This window comes from Gilvimarinus sp. 2_MG-2023 (assembly GCF_030547685.1).
In the GTDB taxonomy this organism is placed as follows: Bacteria; Pseudomonadota; Gammaproteobacteria; order Pseudomonadales; family Cellvibrionaceae; genus Gilvimarinus.
The window spans coordinates 188,638-203,977 of record NZ_JAUOQM010000049.1; the positions used below are offsets into that span (position 1 = coordinate 188,638).

Annotated in this window: 18 protein-coding genes; 4 read left to right on the forward strand and 14 right to left on the reverse strand. The window is 51.6% G+C overall.

What is annotated here, in order from left to right; all coding sequences use genetic code 11:
• Position 1 precedes the first annotated feature (1 nt).
• From lipB to Q4526_RS15135, 11 genes are all read right to left on the reverse strand, one after another.
• Positions 2 to 685 (reverse strand): lipoyl(octanoyl) transferase LipB, encoded by a 684-nt coding sequence (lipB, locus tag Q4526_RS15085; RefSeq protein ID WP_215977926.1) that lies wholly within the window; start codon positions 683 to 685, stop codon positions 2 to 4.
• Positions 685 to 957: a YbeD family protein gene (locus tag Q4526_RS15090; protein ID WP_215977927.1), complete on the reverse strand. Its 273-nt coding sequence runs from the start codon at positions 955 to 957 to the stop codon at positions 685 to 687. The genes lipB and Q4526_RS15090 overlap by 1 nt, the downstream gene beginning before the upstream one ends.
• Positions 958 to 1,054: 97 nt before the next feature.
• Positions 1,055 to 2,203, reverse strand: coding sequence for a D-alanyl-D-alanine carboxypeptidase family protein (locus Q4526_RS15095; RefSeq protein ID WP_215977928.1), 1,149 nt, complete (start codon positions 2,201 to 2,203; stop codon positions 1,055 to 1,057).
• A 127-nt stretch (positions 2,204 to 2,330) separates the two neighbouring features.
• On the reverse strand, positions 2,331 to 3,140 hold the full coding sequence (locus tag Q4526_RS15100) for a septal ring lytic transglycosylase RlpA family protein (protein WP_303603984.1): 810 nt from the start codon (positions 3,138 to 3,140) through the stop codon (positions 2,331 to 2,333).
• Complete coding sequence (mltB, locus tag Q4526_RS15105; protein ID WP_215977929.1) at positions 3,137 to 4,150, reverse strand: lytic murein transglycosylase B; 1,014 nt, start codon at positions 4,148 to 4,150, stop codon at positions 3,137 to 3,139. Before mltB ends, Q4526_RS15100 begins: the two co-directional genes overlap by 4 nt.
• Positions 4,147 to 5,292 carry a rod shape-determining protein RodA gene (gene rodA, locus Q4526_RS15110; protein WP_215977930.1) on the reverse strand — a complete coding sequence of 382 codons (1,146 nt, stop codon included), beginning with the start codon at positions 5,290 to 5,292 and terminating at the stop codon, positions 4,147 to 4,149. Before rodA ends, mltB begins: the two co-directional genes overlap by 4 nt.
• Positions 5,292 to 7,133 carry a penicillin-binding protein 2 gene (mrdA, locus tag Q4526_RS15115; RefSeq protein ID WP_215977931.1) on the reverse strand — a complete coding sequence of 614 codons (1,842 nt, stop codon included), beginning with the start codon at positions 7,131 to 7,133 and terminating at the stop codon, positions 5,292 to 5,294. Before mrdA ends, rodA begins: the two co-directional genes overlap by 1 nt.
• A gap of 28 nt (positions 7,134 to 7,161) precedes the next feature.
• On the reverse strand, positions 7,162 to 7,632 hold the full coding sequence (gene rlmH / locus Q4526_RS15120; protein WP_215977932.1) for a 23S rRNA (pseudouridine(1915)-N(3))-methyltransferase RlmH: 471 nt from the start codon (positions 7,630 to 7,632) through the stop codon (positions 7,162 to 7,164).
• 15 nt (positions 7,633 to 7,647) lie between these two features.
• Positions 7,648 to 7,989, reverse strand: coding sequence for a ribosome silencing factor (gene rsfS, locus Q4526_RS15125; RefSeq protein ID WP_215977933.1), 342 nt, complete (start codon positions 7,987 to 7,989; stop codon positions 7,648 to 7,650).
• Positions 7,990 to 7,999: 10 nt separating this feature from the next.
• Positions 8,000 to 8,653: a nicotinate-nucleotide adenylyltransferase gene (gene nadD, locus Q4526_RS15130; RefSeq protein WP_215977934.1), complete on the reverse strand. Its 654-nt coding sequence runs from the start codon at positions 8,651 to 8,653 to the stop codon at positions 8,000 to 8,002.
• Positions 8,653 to 9,942 carry a glutamate-5-semialdehyde dehydrogenase gene (locus Q4526_RS15135; protein WP_303603988.1) on the reverse strand — a complete coding sequence of 430 codons (1,290 nt, stop codon included), beginning with the start codon at positions 9,940 to 9,942 and terminating at the stop codon, positions 8,653 to 8,655. Before Q4526_RS15135 ends, nadD begins: the two co-directional genes overlap by 1 nt.
• 202 nt (positions 9,943 to 10,144) lie before the next feature.
• Here Q4526_RS15135 and Q4526_RS15140 point away from each other — a divergent pair, with 202 nt between their 5' ends.
• From Q4526_RS15140 to Q4526_RS15155, 4 genes are read left to right on the forward strand one after another with little or no spacing between them, the layout of a single operon-like run.
• Complete coding sequence (locus Q4526_RS15140; RefSeq protein WP_215977935.1) at positions 10,145 to 10,651, forward strand: hypothetical protein; 507 nt, start codon at positions 10,145 to 10,147, stop codon at positions 10,649 to 10,651.
• 39 nt (positions 10,652 to 10,690) lie between these two features.
• Positions 10,691 to 10,975: a PepSY domain-containing protein gene (locus tag Q4526_RS15145; protein ID WP_215977936.1), complete on the forward strand. Its 285-nt coding sequence runs from the start codon at positions 10,691 to 10,693 to the stop codon at positions 10,973 to 10,975.
• 5 nt (positions 10,976 to 10,980) lie between these two features.
• Positions 10,981 to 11,661, forward strand: coding sequence for a response regulator transcription factor (locus Q4526_RS15150; RefSeq protein WP_215977937.1), 681 nt, complete (start codon positions 10,981 to 10,983; stop codon positions 11,659 to 11,661).
• A complete protein-coding gene (locus Q4526_RS15155) occupies positions 11,661 to 13,028 on the forward strand; it encodes an ATP-binding protein (protein ID WP_215977938.1) in 1,368 nt (455 codons plus the stop codon). The genes Q4526_RS15150 and Q4526_RS15155 overlap by 1 nt, the downstream gene beginning before the upstream one ends.
• 21 nt (positions 13,029 to 13,049) lie before the next feature.
• Here Q4526_RS15155 and Q4526_RS15160 read toward each other — a convergent pair whose 3' ends face one another.
• The 3 genes from Q4526_RS15160 to pstB all read right to left on the reverse strand — a co-directional run bounded on the left by Q4526_RS15160 (position 13,050) and on the right by pstB (position 15,302).
• Entirely contained in the window at positions 13,050 to 13,604 is a 555-nt protein-coding gene (locus Q4526_RS15160; protein ID WP_215977939.1) for a thioredoxin family protein, read from the reverse strand.
• 122 nt (positions 13,605 to 13,726) lie between these two features.
• Positions 13,727 to 14,473 carry a phosphate signaling complex protein PhoU gene (gene phoU, locus Q4526_RS15165; RefSeq protein WP_215977940.1) on the reverse strand — a complete coding sequence of 249 codons (747 nt, stop codon included), beginning with the start codon at positions 14,471 to 14,473 and terminating at the stop codon, positions 13,727 to 13,729.
• Positions 14,474 to 14,537: 64 nt separating this feature from the next.
• The gene (gene pstB / locus Q4526_RS15170) at positions 14,538 to 15,302 is read right to left on the reverse strand and encodes a phosphate ABC transporter ATP-binding protein PstB (protein ID WP_215977970.1); all 765 of its coding nucleotides are present in this window, start codon (positions 15,300 to 15,302) and stop codon (positions 14,538 to 14,540) included.
• Positions 15,303 to 15,340: the final 38 nt, after the last annotated feature.

Genomic DNA, 15,340 nt, shown 5'->3' on the forward strand with positions numbered 1-15,340 from the left:
TTTAAATAGTAGACGGGTCGGCGTTTTGCGCCGCGAGCATTATACCGGTTTTGTCGAACAATTTCTGTACAAAACAATCCACCCAGCGCGACTGCACTTGCTCCATAGAGGGCGCAAGCCCGAGCTGGCGGGTCATATCGGTCATCGCCATGCCCGCATACCCACAGGGGTTAATTTGGGCAAAAGGCGATAAGTCCATATCCACGTTAAGCGCCAAACCGTGAAAGCTGCAACCGCGGCGCACTCGTAAGCCTAGCGAGGCTATTTTGCTATCATCGATATACACACCGGGTGCATCGGGTTTGGCGTAAGCGTTAATATCGTAGTGTTGGAGCAGCGCAACCAAGCTCTGCTCCAGCACGGTCACCAGGTCACGCACCCCCAGCTTGAGCCGGCGTAAATCCAGCAGCGGATAAGCCACCAGCTGGCCTGGACCGTGGTAAGTAACCTGACCGCCGCGATCAGACTGGACAATCGGTATATCATTTACCGAGAGTAAGTGCTCACTTTTTCCAGCCTGGCCTTGGGTAAACACCGGCGGGTGCTCAACCAACCAAAGCTGATCGAGACTCCCGGAAGTTCGCTGGTTGGTAAAATCCTGCATGGCTTGCCAGACCGACGGATAGTCGCGCAGCCCGAGAGACTTTACCGCAAGAGACTTCGCCACAGAAGAAAACTCGTTCATTAGAGAACGATTTTCACAACTGGATTGGCCCGCAAATCTTGATGAATCGCTTCCAATTGCTCAATGCCTGTAGCGGTAATATAGACCGTTATCGATTGATAACGCCCTTTACCACTGTCTTTGATTTTCAGTCGAGTAGCGTCGAAGCTGGGGGCGTGCTTTTGCATCACCTCGATTACGGTGGATTTCAAGCTCTCGCCAGCCTCACCCAATACCTTAATCGGGTAGCCGGGGCAGGGAAATTCAATTTTAGGGGGTTCTTGCTGAGTCATGCGGCCTTCAACAGTCTTTAACGAGCCCGCTATTGTAGCAGGTTTATAGCCATTAGCCGTATATCGCCGTGGGCGTGCGCCCACGGCTCAAGGGGTGTTAGCTCAATAAACTGGCAATAAAGAGTTTGATTGCGTCAATCAAACGGGCAAATAAACCGGCCTGTTCCACCTCGTGGGAGGCAACCACCGGCAAAGTCGCCAGTGTTTCACCGTTGAGCGTTAGAATCAGCTGCCCCAGCTCGTCGCCCTTAGCAATGGGCGCTTTTAAGGTTTCAGCAACGGTCAGGTTAGCCTCAATGTTGTCGCGGCTGCCTCTGGGGATGGTCATAATGACATCTTCGTCCACCGATAGCGCCACTCGATCGGACTTACCATACCAGACCGGCGCGCTCTCCAGTTCGGCGCCCGCGCTGTAGAGGGTGGCATTCTCAAAATAACGAAACCCGTATGCGAGCAGCTTTTGGGTTTCTGCCGCCCGTGAAGATTCAGTTTTGGTGCCCATCACTACCGAGATTAAACGCATATTGTTGCGCTTAGCCGAAGCCACCAAGCAGTAACCTGCCGCTTCGGTATGACCAGTTTTCAAGCCATCGACGGTGGCATCACGAAAGAGTAAGCGGTTCCGGTTGGGCTGGTTAATTTCGTTGTATTCGAAATACTTCTCCGCGTAGAGCGGATAATACTGAGGGTGGTCTTCAATAATGGCTTTGGCCAGCAGCGCCAAATCCCGAGCCGTGGTCAGGTGCCCCTCAGCGGGCCAACCGGTGCTATTCACAAAGTGCGTATTATTCATACCCAATAAACGGGCTGACTGGTTCATCACATCGGCAAAAGCATCTTCACCTCCGGCGATATGTTCTGCCAAGGCGACACTGGCATCATTGCCCGATTGAATAATAACGCCACGGAGCAAATCCATGACCGGCACCTGTGTACCCTCGCGCACAAACATTTTGGAGCCACCCATTTTCCAGGCTTTTACACTCACATTGACGAGGTCTTGCTCTCCTAACCGGCCGTGCTCCAGCTCATTGGTGACGATATAACTGGTCATCATTTTGGTCAGGCTTGCTGGTGGCAACTGCTCATCTGCATTATGCTCAACTAAAACCTCACCGGTATCGGCATCCAACAGTAAATAGCCAGTCGCCGCTAATTGTGGTGGTGCCGGGATCAATACCTGCTGCGCGTGAGCGACGACAGAGAGTGTGAAAATTCCTGCGAAGGAGAGTATTTTGGATAGCATGTCTCGACCGTTTACACCCGTTTCATTGATTAAAAGTATCACGTAGTTTACCGCAATCTAGCGCCATTCGGCACCCGCCCGCCTCACATTTAAAATTTTTGCTGCCCTAAAGCACTCATTTGTCATACTAGTCGTTAACAATATGACTGGTGCGATAGCCCACCTCATTAAGACGCTCACGTACTTGGTTGACTTCTGTCATCCCCTTTAACGGCCCTATACGAACACGGTACAGGGGTTTGGCCGCCATAAACTCGCTGATAAATACGCGCGCATCTAACAGATCGGTAATATCATCACGCAGCGCCGCTGCATTGTTCGAACTGCCAAAAGCCCCTACCTGTAAGTACACACCACTGGCCTCGGTTGCAGCTCGATGCTCGGGGCGCAATGGCGGGGGCGGTACATCGCCAGGCACAATAATCTCCACTTCAACCGGCCCCGTACCCGCGCTGGCAATACCCAGCTTTTGCGCTGCAGCATAACTTAGATCAATGATTCGCCCTTCGTGAAACGGACCACGATCATTGACGCGAACCACAACGCTGCGGTTATTATCCAAATGTGTCACCCGCACGTAGGAGGGGATCGGTAGGGTTTTATGCGCTGCGGTCATACCGTACATGTCATACACTTCGCCATTGGAGGTGTCGTGACCGTGGAATTTTTTCCCATACCAAGAAGCAATACCGCGTTCTTTGTAGCGCGTTTCATCTTCTAACAAGTAATAAGTTTTGCCTAAAACCGTGTAAGGGTTTTTATTACCAGCACGGGTACGCGGCTCATATTTAGGTACGGCGTCGGGAATATGGCTAACATCGATATGTTCATCGGGGCCAGTGTCATGCTTCATGGAATAGCGAGAGTTTTGACTTTGCGAGCAAGCCACCAGCGTTAGTACCATTGCCCATACGACCCACTGCAAACAAACCTTCATTGTGGCTTTTTCTCCTGTATTTTCTCAAACCCCTGCCGATAAATAGCTTGCGCCAATTGGTGTACGGCCATAGCATAAAGCGCACTGTGGTTATAGCGAGTGATGACATAAAAGTTATTAAAGGTGAGCCAGTATTCTGTGCCCAACACCCCCATCAATGCAAGGCTGTTGGCTTGGCTGGCGGCATCAACAGCAATGACCGGTTGTAAGCCCCGAGCTTGCCAGTCGGCAACAGTAAGTGACGGCGGAGCGATGGAAAGAGGTTCATCCAGCACAATTTTGTTTTCAGGCCTTGCTCGCACGCCCACCCACTGCCCTGCTTGCCAACCGTGCCGGTGCAAATAATTGGCCACAGAGGCAATGGCATCTGCTTTATTTTGCCAAATGTCAGGCCAGTCGTCGCCACTAAAATCGACCGCATACTCTCGATAGCTGGAGGGCATAAATTGCCCCAACCCCATGGCGCCGGCGTAGGAACCTTTGTTTATCAGTGGGTCTTGATTATGCTCACGGGTAAGTAGGAAATATTGCTCTAGTTCTTTGCGGAAAAAATCACTGCGCGGCGGATAGTCAAAAGCCAGTGTACTCAACGCATCAATTACCCGATGCTTACCGGTAAATTTTCCATACAGGGTTTCCACCCCAATAATGGCGACAATATATTCAGCGGGTACGCCATAAGTGCGTTCCGCTCGCTGCAAGGCTTGTTGGTTATCTAACCAAAACTGCACACCGTTATCGATACGCTGGGGTTGCAAAAAAATCGGGCGATACTCGGCCCAGGTTTTGGTTTTTTCCGCCGGACGGGCTATGGCATCAAGAATAGATTGTTGTTGTTTTGCTTCAGCTAAAATGGCCAAAACTGGCTCGCGCTCAAAACGATGTTCCTGCACCATACGGTCGATAAACACTTGAGCATTTGGGTGTTGAGTATAGTCAGCATTAGCACAGACAGGCCAAAAGCAAAGCCATACAGCCCACAGCCAATAAGGGCGTTGGAATATTTTCATCGAATTACCTTACGCGGCTCGGTGGCAATAGCCATTAAAATACCAAAGCCAATCATTAGGGTCACCAGAGAGGTCCCGCCCTGACTAACCAAAGGCAGAGGCACACCCACTACGGGCAACAAGCCAGATACCATACCGATATTGACAAAGACATACACAAAAAATGTCAGAGTAATGCTTGCAGCCAACAGCCGACCAAAACTATCCTGCGCCCGCAGTGCAATCGTCAAACCGCGCGCAACGACCAATAAATACAAACCCATCAACATCAACACACCGATCAAGCCAAACTCTTCAGCGAGCACAGCAATAATAAAATCCGTATGCCCTTCGGGCAAAAATTCTAAGTGTGACTGAGTGCCCTGCAGCCACCCTTTGCCTGGCACACCGCCAGAGCCAATAGCGGTTTTGGATTGGATAATATTCCAACCGGCTCCTAAACGATCAGCCTCTGGATTCAATAAAGTTAATACCCGGCGTTTTTGATAATCATGTAAAACAAATTGCCACAACGGCCAAATACTCAATACCGTAGCGCACAGGGCCGCCAATATATAGCGCCAAGAAATACCAGCGTAAAACAATACCATCAGGCCCGAAGCCGCCACCAAAATTGAAGTACCCAAGTCTGGCTGTTTAATGATTAGCACCACAGGCATCGCCACAAAAACAAGTGTCCAAAAAATGTGTTTGAACGCAGGAGGAAGATGGCGCTGCCCCAGATAGGCCGCAATGGCGACAGGCATGGCTAATTTCATTAATTCCGAGGGCTGGAAACGAAAGCCGCCGATACTCAACCAACGCTGCGCACCTTTGGCGCCAACACCATAAAAAATCACTAACACTAGCAAACCCACTGCCACCACATAGGCCCAAGGTGCTAAACGCCGCATAAAATGCACGGGCACTTGCGCGACAACAAACATCGCAATATAAGCGATAATAAAATACACCCCTTGGCGCTTTATCGTTCCGGTCGACTGATCACTGGCACTGAATAAAACAACCAACCCTCCAGCGGTGATGGTTATAAGCAGCAACAGGAGCCAAAAGTCCAAATGGATGCGCTGCTGCAGACGATCTCGCCGTCGCAAGGTTTGATCCGATTCGGGGAGGCGGCGTAAGAAATCTTGGTTAGGCATTAGCGACTCTCACGGTTCAGCCAGTTGTCGAACAATCGGCGCGAAATTTTTGCCGCCGATGAGCTAGACTCGGCGTTTTCCAGAATAACAGCCACAGCAATCTCCGGCTTATCAAAAGGGGCATAGCCAACAAACAGCGCATGATCCCGATTGCGCTCCGACAGCGCGTCTGAGTCATACTTCTCTCCCTGCGCAATCGCCACCACCTGGGCGGTGCCAGTTTTACCGGCCATTTCATAGTTTGCTCCACCACTGATACTTTTGGCTGTGCCATGTCGTCCGTGAATTACTTCGCGCATGGCGTCGAGCACGACATCCCAATGCTCTTGTGCGACATCGACACTTTGTACTAACTCAGGCTGTTTGGCCTCTGCGCCCACCTGACTCACCACTTGTGGACGAAAATGTTTGCCTTGATTCGCCAAGGTGGCCGTCATTACCGCCAGCTGCAAGGGCGTCGTCAACACATCTCCTTGGCCAATAGAAACATTCAGGCTGTCACCTGGGTACCAACCCACGCCGCGAGCACCGCGCTTCCACTGTTTGGAGGGCCATAACCCGCGGCGCTCACTGGGAATATCAATCCCGGTTTTTTCCCCCAAACCAAATTGATCGCCAAAATTATGCATTCGATCGATGCCGAGGTTATGCCCTAGATCATAAAAGTACGTATCACAGGATTCGACAATCGCCTGTGTGATATCCACCTCACTGCCGTGCCCCTGACGTTTCCAGTCTCGGTATAAGCGGTTATCATTTTTGAGTCGATAGTAACCAGGATCATAAATCGTATCTTGCGGGGTAATCACTTCATGATGTAAACCTGCCAAGCCAATCACAGGTTTAATTGTGGAGCCTGCCGGATATTGCCCCTGCAAAAACCGGTTGAACAATGGCAAATCTCGCGATTGGTTTAATAAACGGTAATCTTTATAGCTAATACCGGTTACAAATAAATTGGCATCAAAGCTCGGGGCGCTAATAGCGGCCAGTACACCACCGCTGTTCACATCAATGGCGACCACCGCCCCGCGCCGCCCGTCCAGTGCTTGGTACGCTTCGCGTTGCAGAGCCTTATCCATATGCAACACGATATCTTGCCCGGGTTTAGGGGCTCGACTGTCCAATACACGAAGCACACGCCCCCGAGCGTTAGTTTCGACGTTTTGGTAACCTACCTGCCCTAGCAGTTGTTGCTCGTACTCGCGCTCAAGACCAATTTTACCAATGGAATGGGTGCCGATATATTGTTGATATACCTCTTCGCTGAAGCCGGCCAACTCTCTTTCATTAATTCGTCCCACATACCCCAAGGTATGTGCAAATAATTCGCCGTGGGTATAGTTGCGTACCAACTGAGCATGCACCTCGACCCCATCAAGCCGATACTCATTGACCGCCAACCGAGCAATTTCTTCTTCTGTTAGGTTATAGCGCAAAGGCACAGGGTCAAATGGGCGGCGCTTTTGCCGCAGCTGATCGTTAAACTTTTCAATATCATTGGCAGAGACATTAACCAGCCCCCCCACCACTTCAAGCGTTGCTTCCAAGTCGGATACCCGTTCGTAAACGATAGATAGGGTATAGCTGGCGCGGTTTTCGGCTAACAGTTCACCGTTGCGATCGTAGACAAGGCCGCGAGTTGGGGGGATAGGCAATACATGTACGCGGTTGCGATCCGACTGGGTAACGTAATCTTGGTGATGAGTCACTTGCAGCGAATAGAAACGCGTCACCAGCAAGCCGGTTAACAATATAATGAACACAGCGGTAAAGACCGTACGAGCAATAAAAACTCTCGCTTCACGATGGTGGTCTTTAAAATGACGTGCGTCAGACATGCAATTCCAGCAGGTTCATTATAGGTTTTTATTTATGGTAGGGATGGTTATGTAAAACCGTCCAAGCTCGATACAGCTGTTCCATCAACAATACCCGCACCAAAGGGTGTGGCAAGGTTAACGCTGACAGTGACCATTTTTCATCGGCCAGTGCTAAAGCCTTGGCCGAAAGGCCGTCGGGCCCACCCACCAATAAACTGATCCCTTGCCCATCCATGCGCCAAGTGGCCAGTTTCTCTGCCAGTTTTTCAGTACTAAAACTGCGGCCCTGGACATCGAGGGCGATGACGCGATCGCCTTTACCGATGGCGGCAATCATAGCCTCCCCTTCACTTTCCATTGCCCGGGGAATATCCGCGTTTTTGCCTCGTTTAGCCAGTGGCAACTCAACCAGCTCAACACTCATATCACCGCGCGGCAAACGCTTAGCGTATTCCCCATAGCCCTCTTCTACCCAGCTAGGCATGCGGGTTCCCACGGCAATCAATTTGATGCGCACGGAGCTAATCCTTATTTAGTCAGCAGAGCGACCGGCAGGTTCCACCGACCAAAGTTTTTCCAGGTCATAAAACTCTCGGGTATCGGGCTTCATCACATGCAGTACGATATCTCCAAAATCTACCAACACCCATTCACCACCTTCCAAGCCTTCCACCCCCAGAGGCTGAAAACCCGCTTGTTTGGCATCTTCTACGGCACTGGAAGCCAGTGATTTAACATGGCGATTAGAGGTGCCCGAGGCAATCATTAATACATCCGTCACGTCACTTTTACCGCGCACATCGACTTGGGTTAAATCTTTCGCTTTTAAATCGTCCAATGCACTGTGCAGAACGTTAATTAATTTGTCAGTCATACCTTACCTTTTACGAAGAATGAGCGTCGGCCGAATACAGGCCGTGCTCGGAAATATAGTGCCGAACGGCATCGGGAATTAAATACTGTGTTGAGCGCCCCTGGGCTGTGAGCTCACGCACTTCTGTGGCACTGATATCCAGTAGGCGCGCCGATAAATGCACTACACTACCCGCCGGTTTTTCTGCCAAAACGCCCACCTCTGCTCGGTGAACCCGGTCGTATTCGGCCAGCTCCGCGTCAGGTTTAAACGAATAACCTGGCCGCGCCACCACTAACAGGTGTGCCTGAGTCAAAAGTTCGCGCCAACGGTGCCAGCGAGGCAAACCCAAATAGGCATCAATCCCCATCACCATAGTCAGCGATGCATCGTCACCAAGTTCGCGCCGCAGCTGAGTCAGGGTATCGATCGAATAAGTGGCACTACCGCGCTCCAACTCACATCGGTCCAACTGCAGAACATCGCACCCGGCAATAGCCTGGGCCACCATTTGCGCCCGCCGGTCACTGCTAACGGTGGGTTGCTGGCGATGCTGCGGTAAATGGCAGGGCACTAAACGCAATTGCTCAAAGCCCACCGATTCCACCAAATCCAAGGCCAGCCGCAAATGACCGTGATGAATCGGGTTAAAAGTACCGCCTAGTAATGCGATTTTACGCCGCATTAGGTGCGAATATGGCCATCGCCCAGCACGAGCCATTTCTGCGAGGTTAACCCCTCCAGCCCCACGGGGCCACGCGCGTGAATTTTATCGGTGGAAATGCCAATTTCAGCCCCCAGACCATACTCAAAGCCATCGGCAAAGCGCGTTGAGGCGTTAATCATCACCGAGCTAGAGTCGACCTCGGTAATAAAACGGCGGCCGCGAGTGTAGTCTTCCGTCACAATTGATTCTGTATGTTGCGAGCTGTACTGTGCGATATGGTCCATCGCTTCGTCCAGCGAGGCCACCACACGGATCGCCAATACAGGCGCCAAATATTCGGTTGCCCAATCTTCTTCACTCGCCGCTTTAGCGTCAATCAAGGCGCAGGTTTTCGCACAACCGCGCAGCTCCACCCCCTTTTCCAGATAGGCGGTAGCAAGTCTGGGTAAGATCGCAGGCGCGACAGACTCATCCACCAGTAAGGTTTCCATGGCATTACAAACACCATAGCGATGAGTCTTCGAATTCAAGGCAATGCTGTAGGCTTTGTCCAGGTCGGCCTTGGCATCGATATAAACGTGGCAGATGCCATCCAAATGTTTAATGACGGGCACGCGAGCATCGCTGGCGATACGCTCGATCAAGCCTTTACCACCGCGCGGTACAATCACATCGATATAGTCGGGCATGGTGATCATTTCACCTACCGCGGCGCGATCCGTGGTTTGCACGACTTGCACGCACCCCAGCGGCAGACCTGCCTCGGCCAAGCCTTTTTCAATACACTGAGCAATGGCTTTATTGGAGTGAATCGCCTCTTTACCACCGCGCAAAATAGCCGCATTGCCGGACTTCAAACACAAACTGGCCGCATCGATGGTGACGTTGGGACGAGATTCATAAATAATCCCGACCACCCCGAGAGGCACTCGCATTTTACCCACCTGGATACCACTGGGGCGAAAACTCATATCGGTGATTTCACCACAGGGGTCAGGCAAGGCTGCGACCTGAAGCAAGCCTTCAATCATGCCATCAATGGTTTTTGGCGTCAGCGCCAAACGATCCAGTAAGGCAGCATCCAGGCCATTATTGCGACCGGCGGCCAAATCTTTGGCATTTTCTTGTGTTAACAGCTCGCGATTGGCATCGAGGGCACGGGCCATCGCCTGTAGCGCTTCATTTTTCACCCCAGTGCTGCTTGCCGCCAGTACACGCGAAGCCGCTCGCGCCTCGACACCCAGTCGAGCCATGTATTCTTTGACAGAGACCTTATCCAACATCATCCAACCTGTAGCCGTTTTCATATAATGGTGGCAATTATACCTGCTTAAGGCCCTTTCATACTATTTGAGTATGCCCTCAAAACGACTTATTACCCCAACTGCGACACCGATGTCGCCTCTTCGTGACGTTTACTGCATTCTCAGTTCGAATTAATGCTTCAGTTTCCGTTCAGACTACTTACGTCAGACTGAGCCTGAACTGGTTAATATCTGGAGAATGACAATGAAATATCTTCCATCCTTTACCGTATTTTTGGCAGTCTCGACCCTAACCTTGAGTGGCCATACCCAAGCCCACCAGCCACGCGCAGATTACGGACTGGTGATACATAGTGAGCCTGTGTATGAGACCCGTGTGAACCGTCAACCGGTGCAGCACTGCACATCCTCAAAAGGCTCGCGGGCACACACCGTCATCGGTGGTGCTATCGGCAGCATAGTTGGCCTGCATCAACAACGCGACCACAAAGGTGCACTGATTGGCGGTCTGATCGGGGCTGGAATCGGCCACAGTATTGATCGCCACTCAACCTCGAAGCTGCGCCACTGTAGCACCCAATTCCAAACCCAACGCCAAACGGTTGTGACCGGCTATCGAGTCACCTATCGCTACCATGGAGACACCTATAGCATGGTGACACCTCACAAGCCGGGTCACCGAATTGAGCTGCACGGTCGCCAAACCCCCAAACATGCATCGCACCACAGACCGCAAAGGCACCATCGATAGTGCTACAATAACACCACCAAAGCAGCTGAAATCGCAACCATGAAACCACTGTTACTTAGCGCTATTTTCTCTTGCCTGTTATGCATCAACGGGGCGGCCTGGGCCAGCCCAGTTACTAACACGCCCTATTTAACAGCGGCCAAGTGCGCTATTAGCGCCGCCCAAGCAAGCCAAATTGCCCGCAAGAAATACGGCGGCAAGGTGATTGATGTCAAGGCCATCAACCTGAAAGGTCGGCGCGCTTATCGGGTGAAGATTTTGCAAAAATCGGGACGAATACACTCGGTTATCATCGACGCGGCTAATGGCCGCCCAATGGGGTAACCCCTATGCGACTGCTCGTAGTCGAAGACGAAGTAACTTTAAACAACACCATCGTAGAGAAATGCCAACAAGCGGGCTTTGCCTGTGACAGTGCCACCGATGGCCGGGAAGGCCTATTTTTAGCCAGTGAAAACCCCTATGATCTGGCCATTATTGACCTCGGTCTACCCGAAATTGACGGTATAAGCCTGATTCGCCGGCTGCGCGAGCAAAACATCCTCTACCCAGTATTCATTCTCACCGCACGCGACGCCTGGCAAGATAAGGTTGAGGGGCTCGAGGCCGGCGCTGACGACTATTTAACCAAACCCTTTCACCCCGAGGAATTGATGGCGCGGGTGCAAGCGCTACTGCGCCGCGCTCACGGCTTGGCCAAAAACGTCGCTCACTTTGGTCCTTTAGCGCTAGACACCCAGGCCAAGACCGTTCGCCTGGATGGCAATATCATCGAGCTGACCAGCTACGAGTACAATACTCTGGCCTACCTAGCGCTCAACACCGGCAAAGCCATTTCCAAAACTGAACTAACAGAGCATTTATACGATCAAGATTTTGATCGCGACAGCAATGTTATTGAGGTGTTTATCGGCCGGCTGCGCAAAAAACTCGACCCCGATGGCAGCCTCAATATGATTAGCACTCAGCGCGGGCTGGGTTATCGTTTTAACCTGGAGCAAAACGGCTAGTGGCTCAAACCACGCTAAAAGCCCGCTTGCTGGTCGGCTCGTTGATAGTATTGCCGCTGGTATTGATTTTAGCGGGCCTCGCGCAAGACCGAGCCTATCGCAGCAGCTTATCAGCCGCCGAGCAAGTCCGCTTAGAGCGCTATTTTTATTTGCTATTCTCTTTGGCGGAAATGGATGGAGATTCACTGAATCTGCCCAGTGTACTGATTGAACCCGATCTGGAACAAACCAACTCCGGCGTCTATGCTTTTGTGTATAACGCACAGGGTGATTTAATCTGGCAGTCTAGCTCTAGCCGCTTGATTGAGCCGACCCCCGGAGCCGGTGTTTTTGGCGCTCAACCATCTCCGGGCGAGCTTGTTCTCTCGCACTTGCCGACCGACGCTGAAGATAGCTTCTACGCCAGCTTTGATGTTTTGTGGGAAACGGACCGAGGTGTTACAAATCCATACCGTTTTGCTCTGGTACACAGCGGCGAAAGCTACTACAGTGCCCTTAAGGCCTTCCGCCAGCAGCAGTGGCGCGGTCTTTTACTCGCCACTGCATCGGTGATATTCATACAGGCTTTACTGCTTGTCTGGGCGCTGCGACCACTCAGTTATTTAGCCCGTGCGCTGGGCCAAATGCACCGGGGCGAAACCGCTCAATTACGCGGTGAATACCCAGGTGAAATACAAGAAGTAGTCACCCGGCTTAACCGGGTTCTGCAAAGCGAAAGTCATTTGCGCCAACGCTACCGAGACAGTTTGAGCGATTTGGCTCACAGCCTTAAAACGCCGCTGGCAGTGTTAAAATCCGCACCGATACCCGACGGGGCCGGCGTGTATGGACGCCAGGTGCTTGAACAAATCGAAAGGATGGATCAAGTCGTGAAATATCAATTGCAACGCGCCGCTAATCAACACGGCTCAGGGACTCGCAGCCGTATTTTACTTACCGAGGCGGCAGAGCGTATTACCGCATCATTAAAAAAAATCTACCGCGATAAAAACATCAACTTCACGATTGATGTCCCCGCGAGGTTGGCGTTTGTCGGTGATGAACAAGACTTATTGGAAATACTCGGCAACTTGCTCGATAACGCCTGCAAATACGGCCAGGGACAAGTCACCTTAAGCGCTCAGCTACAACAAGAGCAATTGCAGATTACGGTGGACGACGACGGCGACGGTATTGCCGAAACCTTGCGCGACAATTCTCTGGAGCGGGGCCAGCGCTTGGACACCTCCAAACCCGGCCAGGGTATAGGGCTGGCTATTTGTGCCGATATCGCCGCGGGTTATCACGGCCAATTAAAAATATCTCGCTCGCCTTTGGGGGGAGCGCGCTTTACCGTCAAGCTACCCGGGAGCGAAGTGAAAGATTAACACTAAGAGATGGATACTCATTTAGAGCTTCCACTTGATACCACACCCCAGGCTAGGTACTTGCCGATCACTGACTTTCTCTTGAGCGGCAAGTGCCCGGGCTGCAGCCAAAACATCCACGCCATTGACCGGGGTGTCATTACCCGGCCGGGCAGCATCAATCTGCCCACGGTAGGCCAGATTTAAATTGCCATCAAACAAAAAGAAGTCGGGTGTGCAGGCGGCATCAAACGCTTGCGCCACGGTCTGGGCCTCATCGTACAAATAGGGGAATGGGAAATTGTGGTGGGCCGCAAAAGCCACCATTTTGTCGGGGCCATCCTCGGGGTGCTGCACCGCGTCATTGGAACTTATCGCCACCGTACCGATCTCCAGTGCTGATAATTCTCGCGCTAAGGTAGGTAGATAATCGGCAATATGCAAAACAAAGGGACAGTGATTGCAAATAAACATCACCAACAAACCATTGTTCTTGACGCTATCTCGCAATGGGTATGAGTCTCCGGCGCCGTCGGGCAGCAGCACCTCTGGTAGAGCTGTACCCAGCGGCAGCATGTTGGACGGTGTACGAGCCATATGACCTCCTCGATTATAGTGTCAGCTCATTTAACCGCCTCAGCGCACAAATGTAAATGCACCCAAACACGCAAAAGGCCGGCAAAGCCGGCCCTATGTATGCAAACCCCTACCGCAAGAGGCTAGGATTTATCTGAGTTCTTTTGCTCCTGCTGCTCCTGCTGTACTTGCTCTTCAATCTCTTCATAACTGCCGTGACGCACATCTTCACCCATAACCAGGTAAACCACATACTGAGCAATATTGCGCGCGTGATCGCCAATACGCTCCAACGAGCGCAGAGACCACATGATATTGAGCACACGAGTAATACTGCGCGGGTCTTCGATCATATAGGTGATCATTTCGCGCATGGCGGTACTGTATTCCATGTCTACCGTTTTGTCGGTTTGCACCACCTTAAGCGCCACATCCAGATCCAGACGCGCGAAGGCATCGAGCGAGTCGTGCAACATACGCGATACATGCTGGCCGATATGGCGCATCTCTACGTAGCCACGCGGTGCCGCGCCATCGCGCCCCAGTGCCATAGCCTGGCGGGCTATCTTGGCTGCTTCATCACCGATACGCTCTAAATCTGTGATCGCCTTAGTCACCGTGATTACCAACCGCAAATCGCCCGCAGCCGGCTGACGTTTGGCCAGGATACGCGCACACTCTTCGTCAATAGACACTTCCATCGAGTTTACTTTGCGGTCACCGCGCACAACTTGCTCAGCCTTCTCGATGTCCACTTCGATCATAGCCGTAATCGCGTCGTTCACCTGACGCTCGGCCATGCCGCCCATTTCCGACAGATGAGTTTTGATGTCATCCAGCTCAATGTTAAACTGTTGAGAAATATGATGAGTATGACTGGTAATTTCCATAGCGACCTTCGCTTGTTTCAAAGGGTCATAATGACCGGGTGTTCATTCCTGTCAAGGCAAGCAATTAGCCGTAACGCCCTGTAATATAATCTTCTGTTTTCTTCTTGCTCGGGTTGGTAAACAGGGTGTCTGTATCACCAAACTCAATCAGATCCCCCATATACATAAAGGCCGTGTAGTCCGATACCCGCGCAGCTTGCTGCATGTTGTGCGTCACAATCACGATGGTGTACTTATCTTTTAACTCGTAAATCAACTCTTCAATCTTAAGGGTTGAGATCGGGTCCAATGCCGAGGCCGGCTCATCCAACAGAATGACTTCGGGCTCGATGGCGATTGCGCGGGCAATCACCAAACGCTGCTGTTGACCGCCGGACAAGCCAAATGCATTGTCGTGCAAACGATCTTTAACCTCATCCCACAAGGCCGCGCCGCGCAGAGAGTTTTCAACGACGGTGTCGAGCACTCGCTTTGATTTTACCCCCTGCAATCGCAACCCATAAGCCACATTTTCATAAATAGATTTGGGGAAGGGGTTGGGCTTTTGAAACACCATTCCCACCTGGCGGCGCAACTCGGCAACATCCACACCCGGCGCGTAAATATCACTGCCATCGAGCACTATTTCACCCTCGATACGGCAGCTATCCACCAAATCATTCATTCGGTTGAAACAGCGCAGCAAAGTAGACTTACCACAGCCGGACGGACCAATAAAAGCCGTAACCTTCTTCTCAGGAATCTGTAAGCTAATATTTTTCAATGCTTTATCAGAGCCGTAGTACAAGTTGAGGTCTTTCACCTCGAGCTTCACTGTTTCATTATCCATAGGGTAAGTATCTGTAGTTGCAAAAGTCTGTTGGCTGC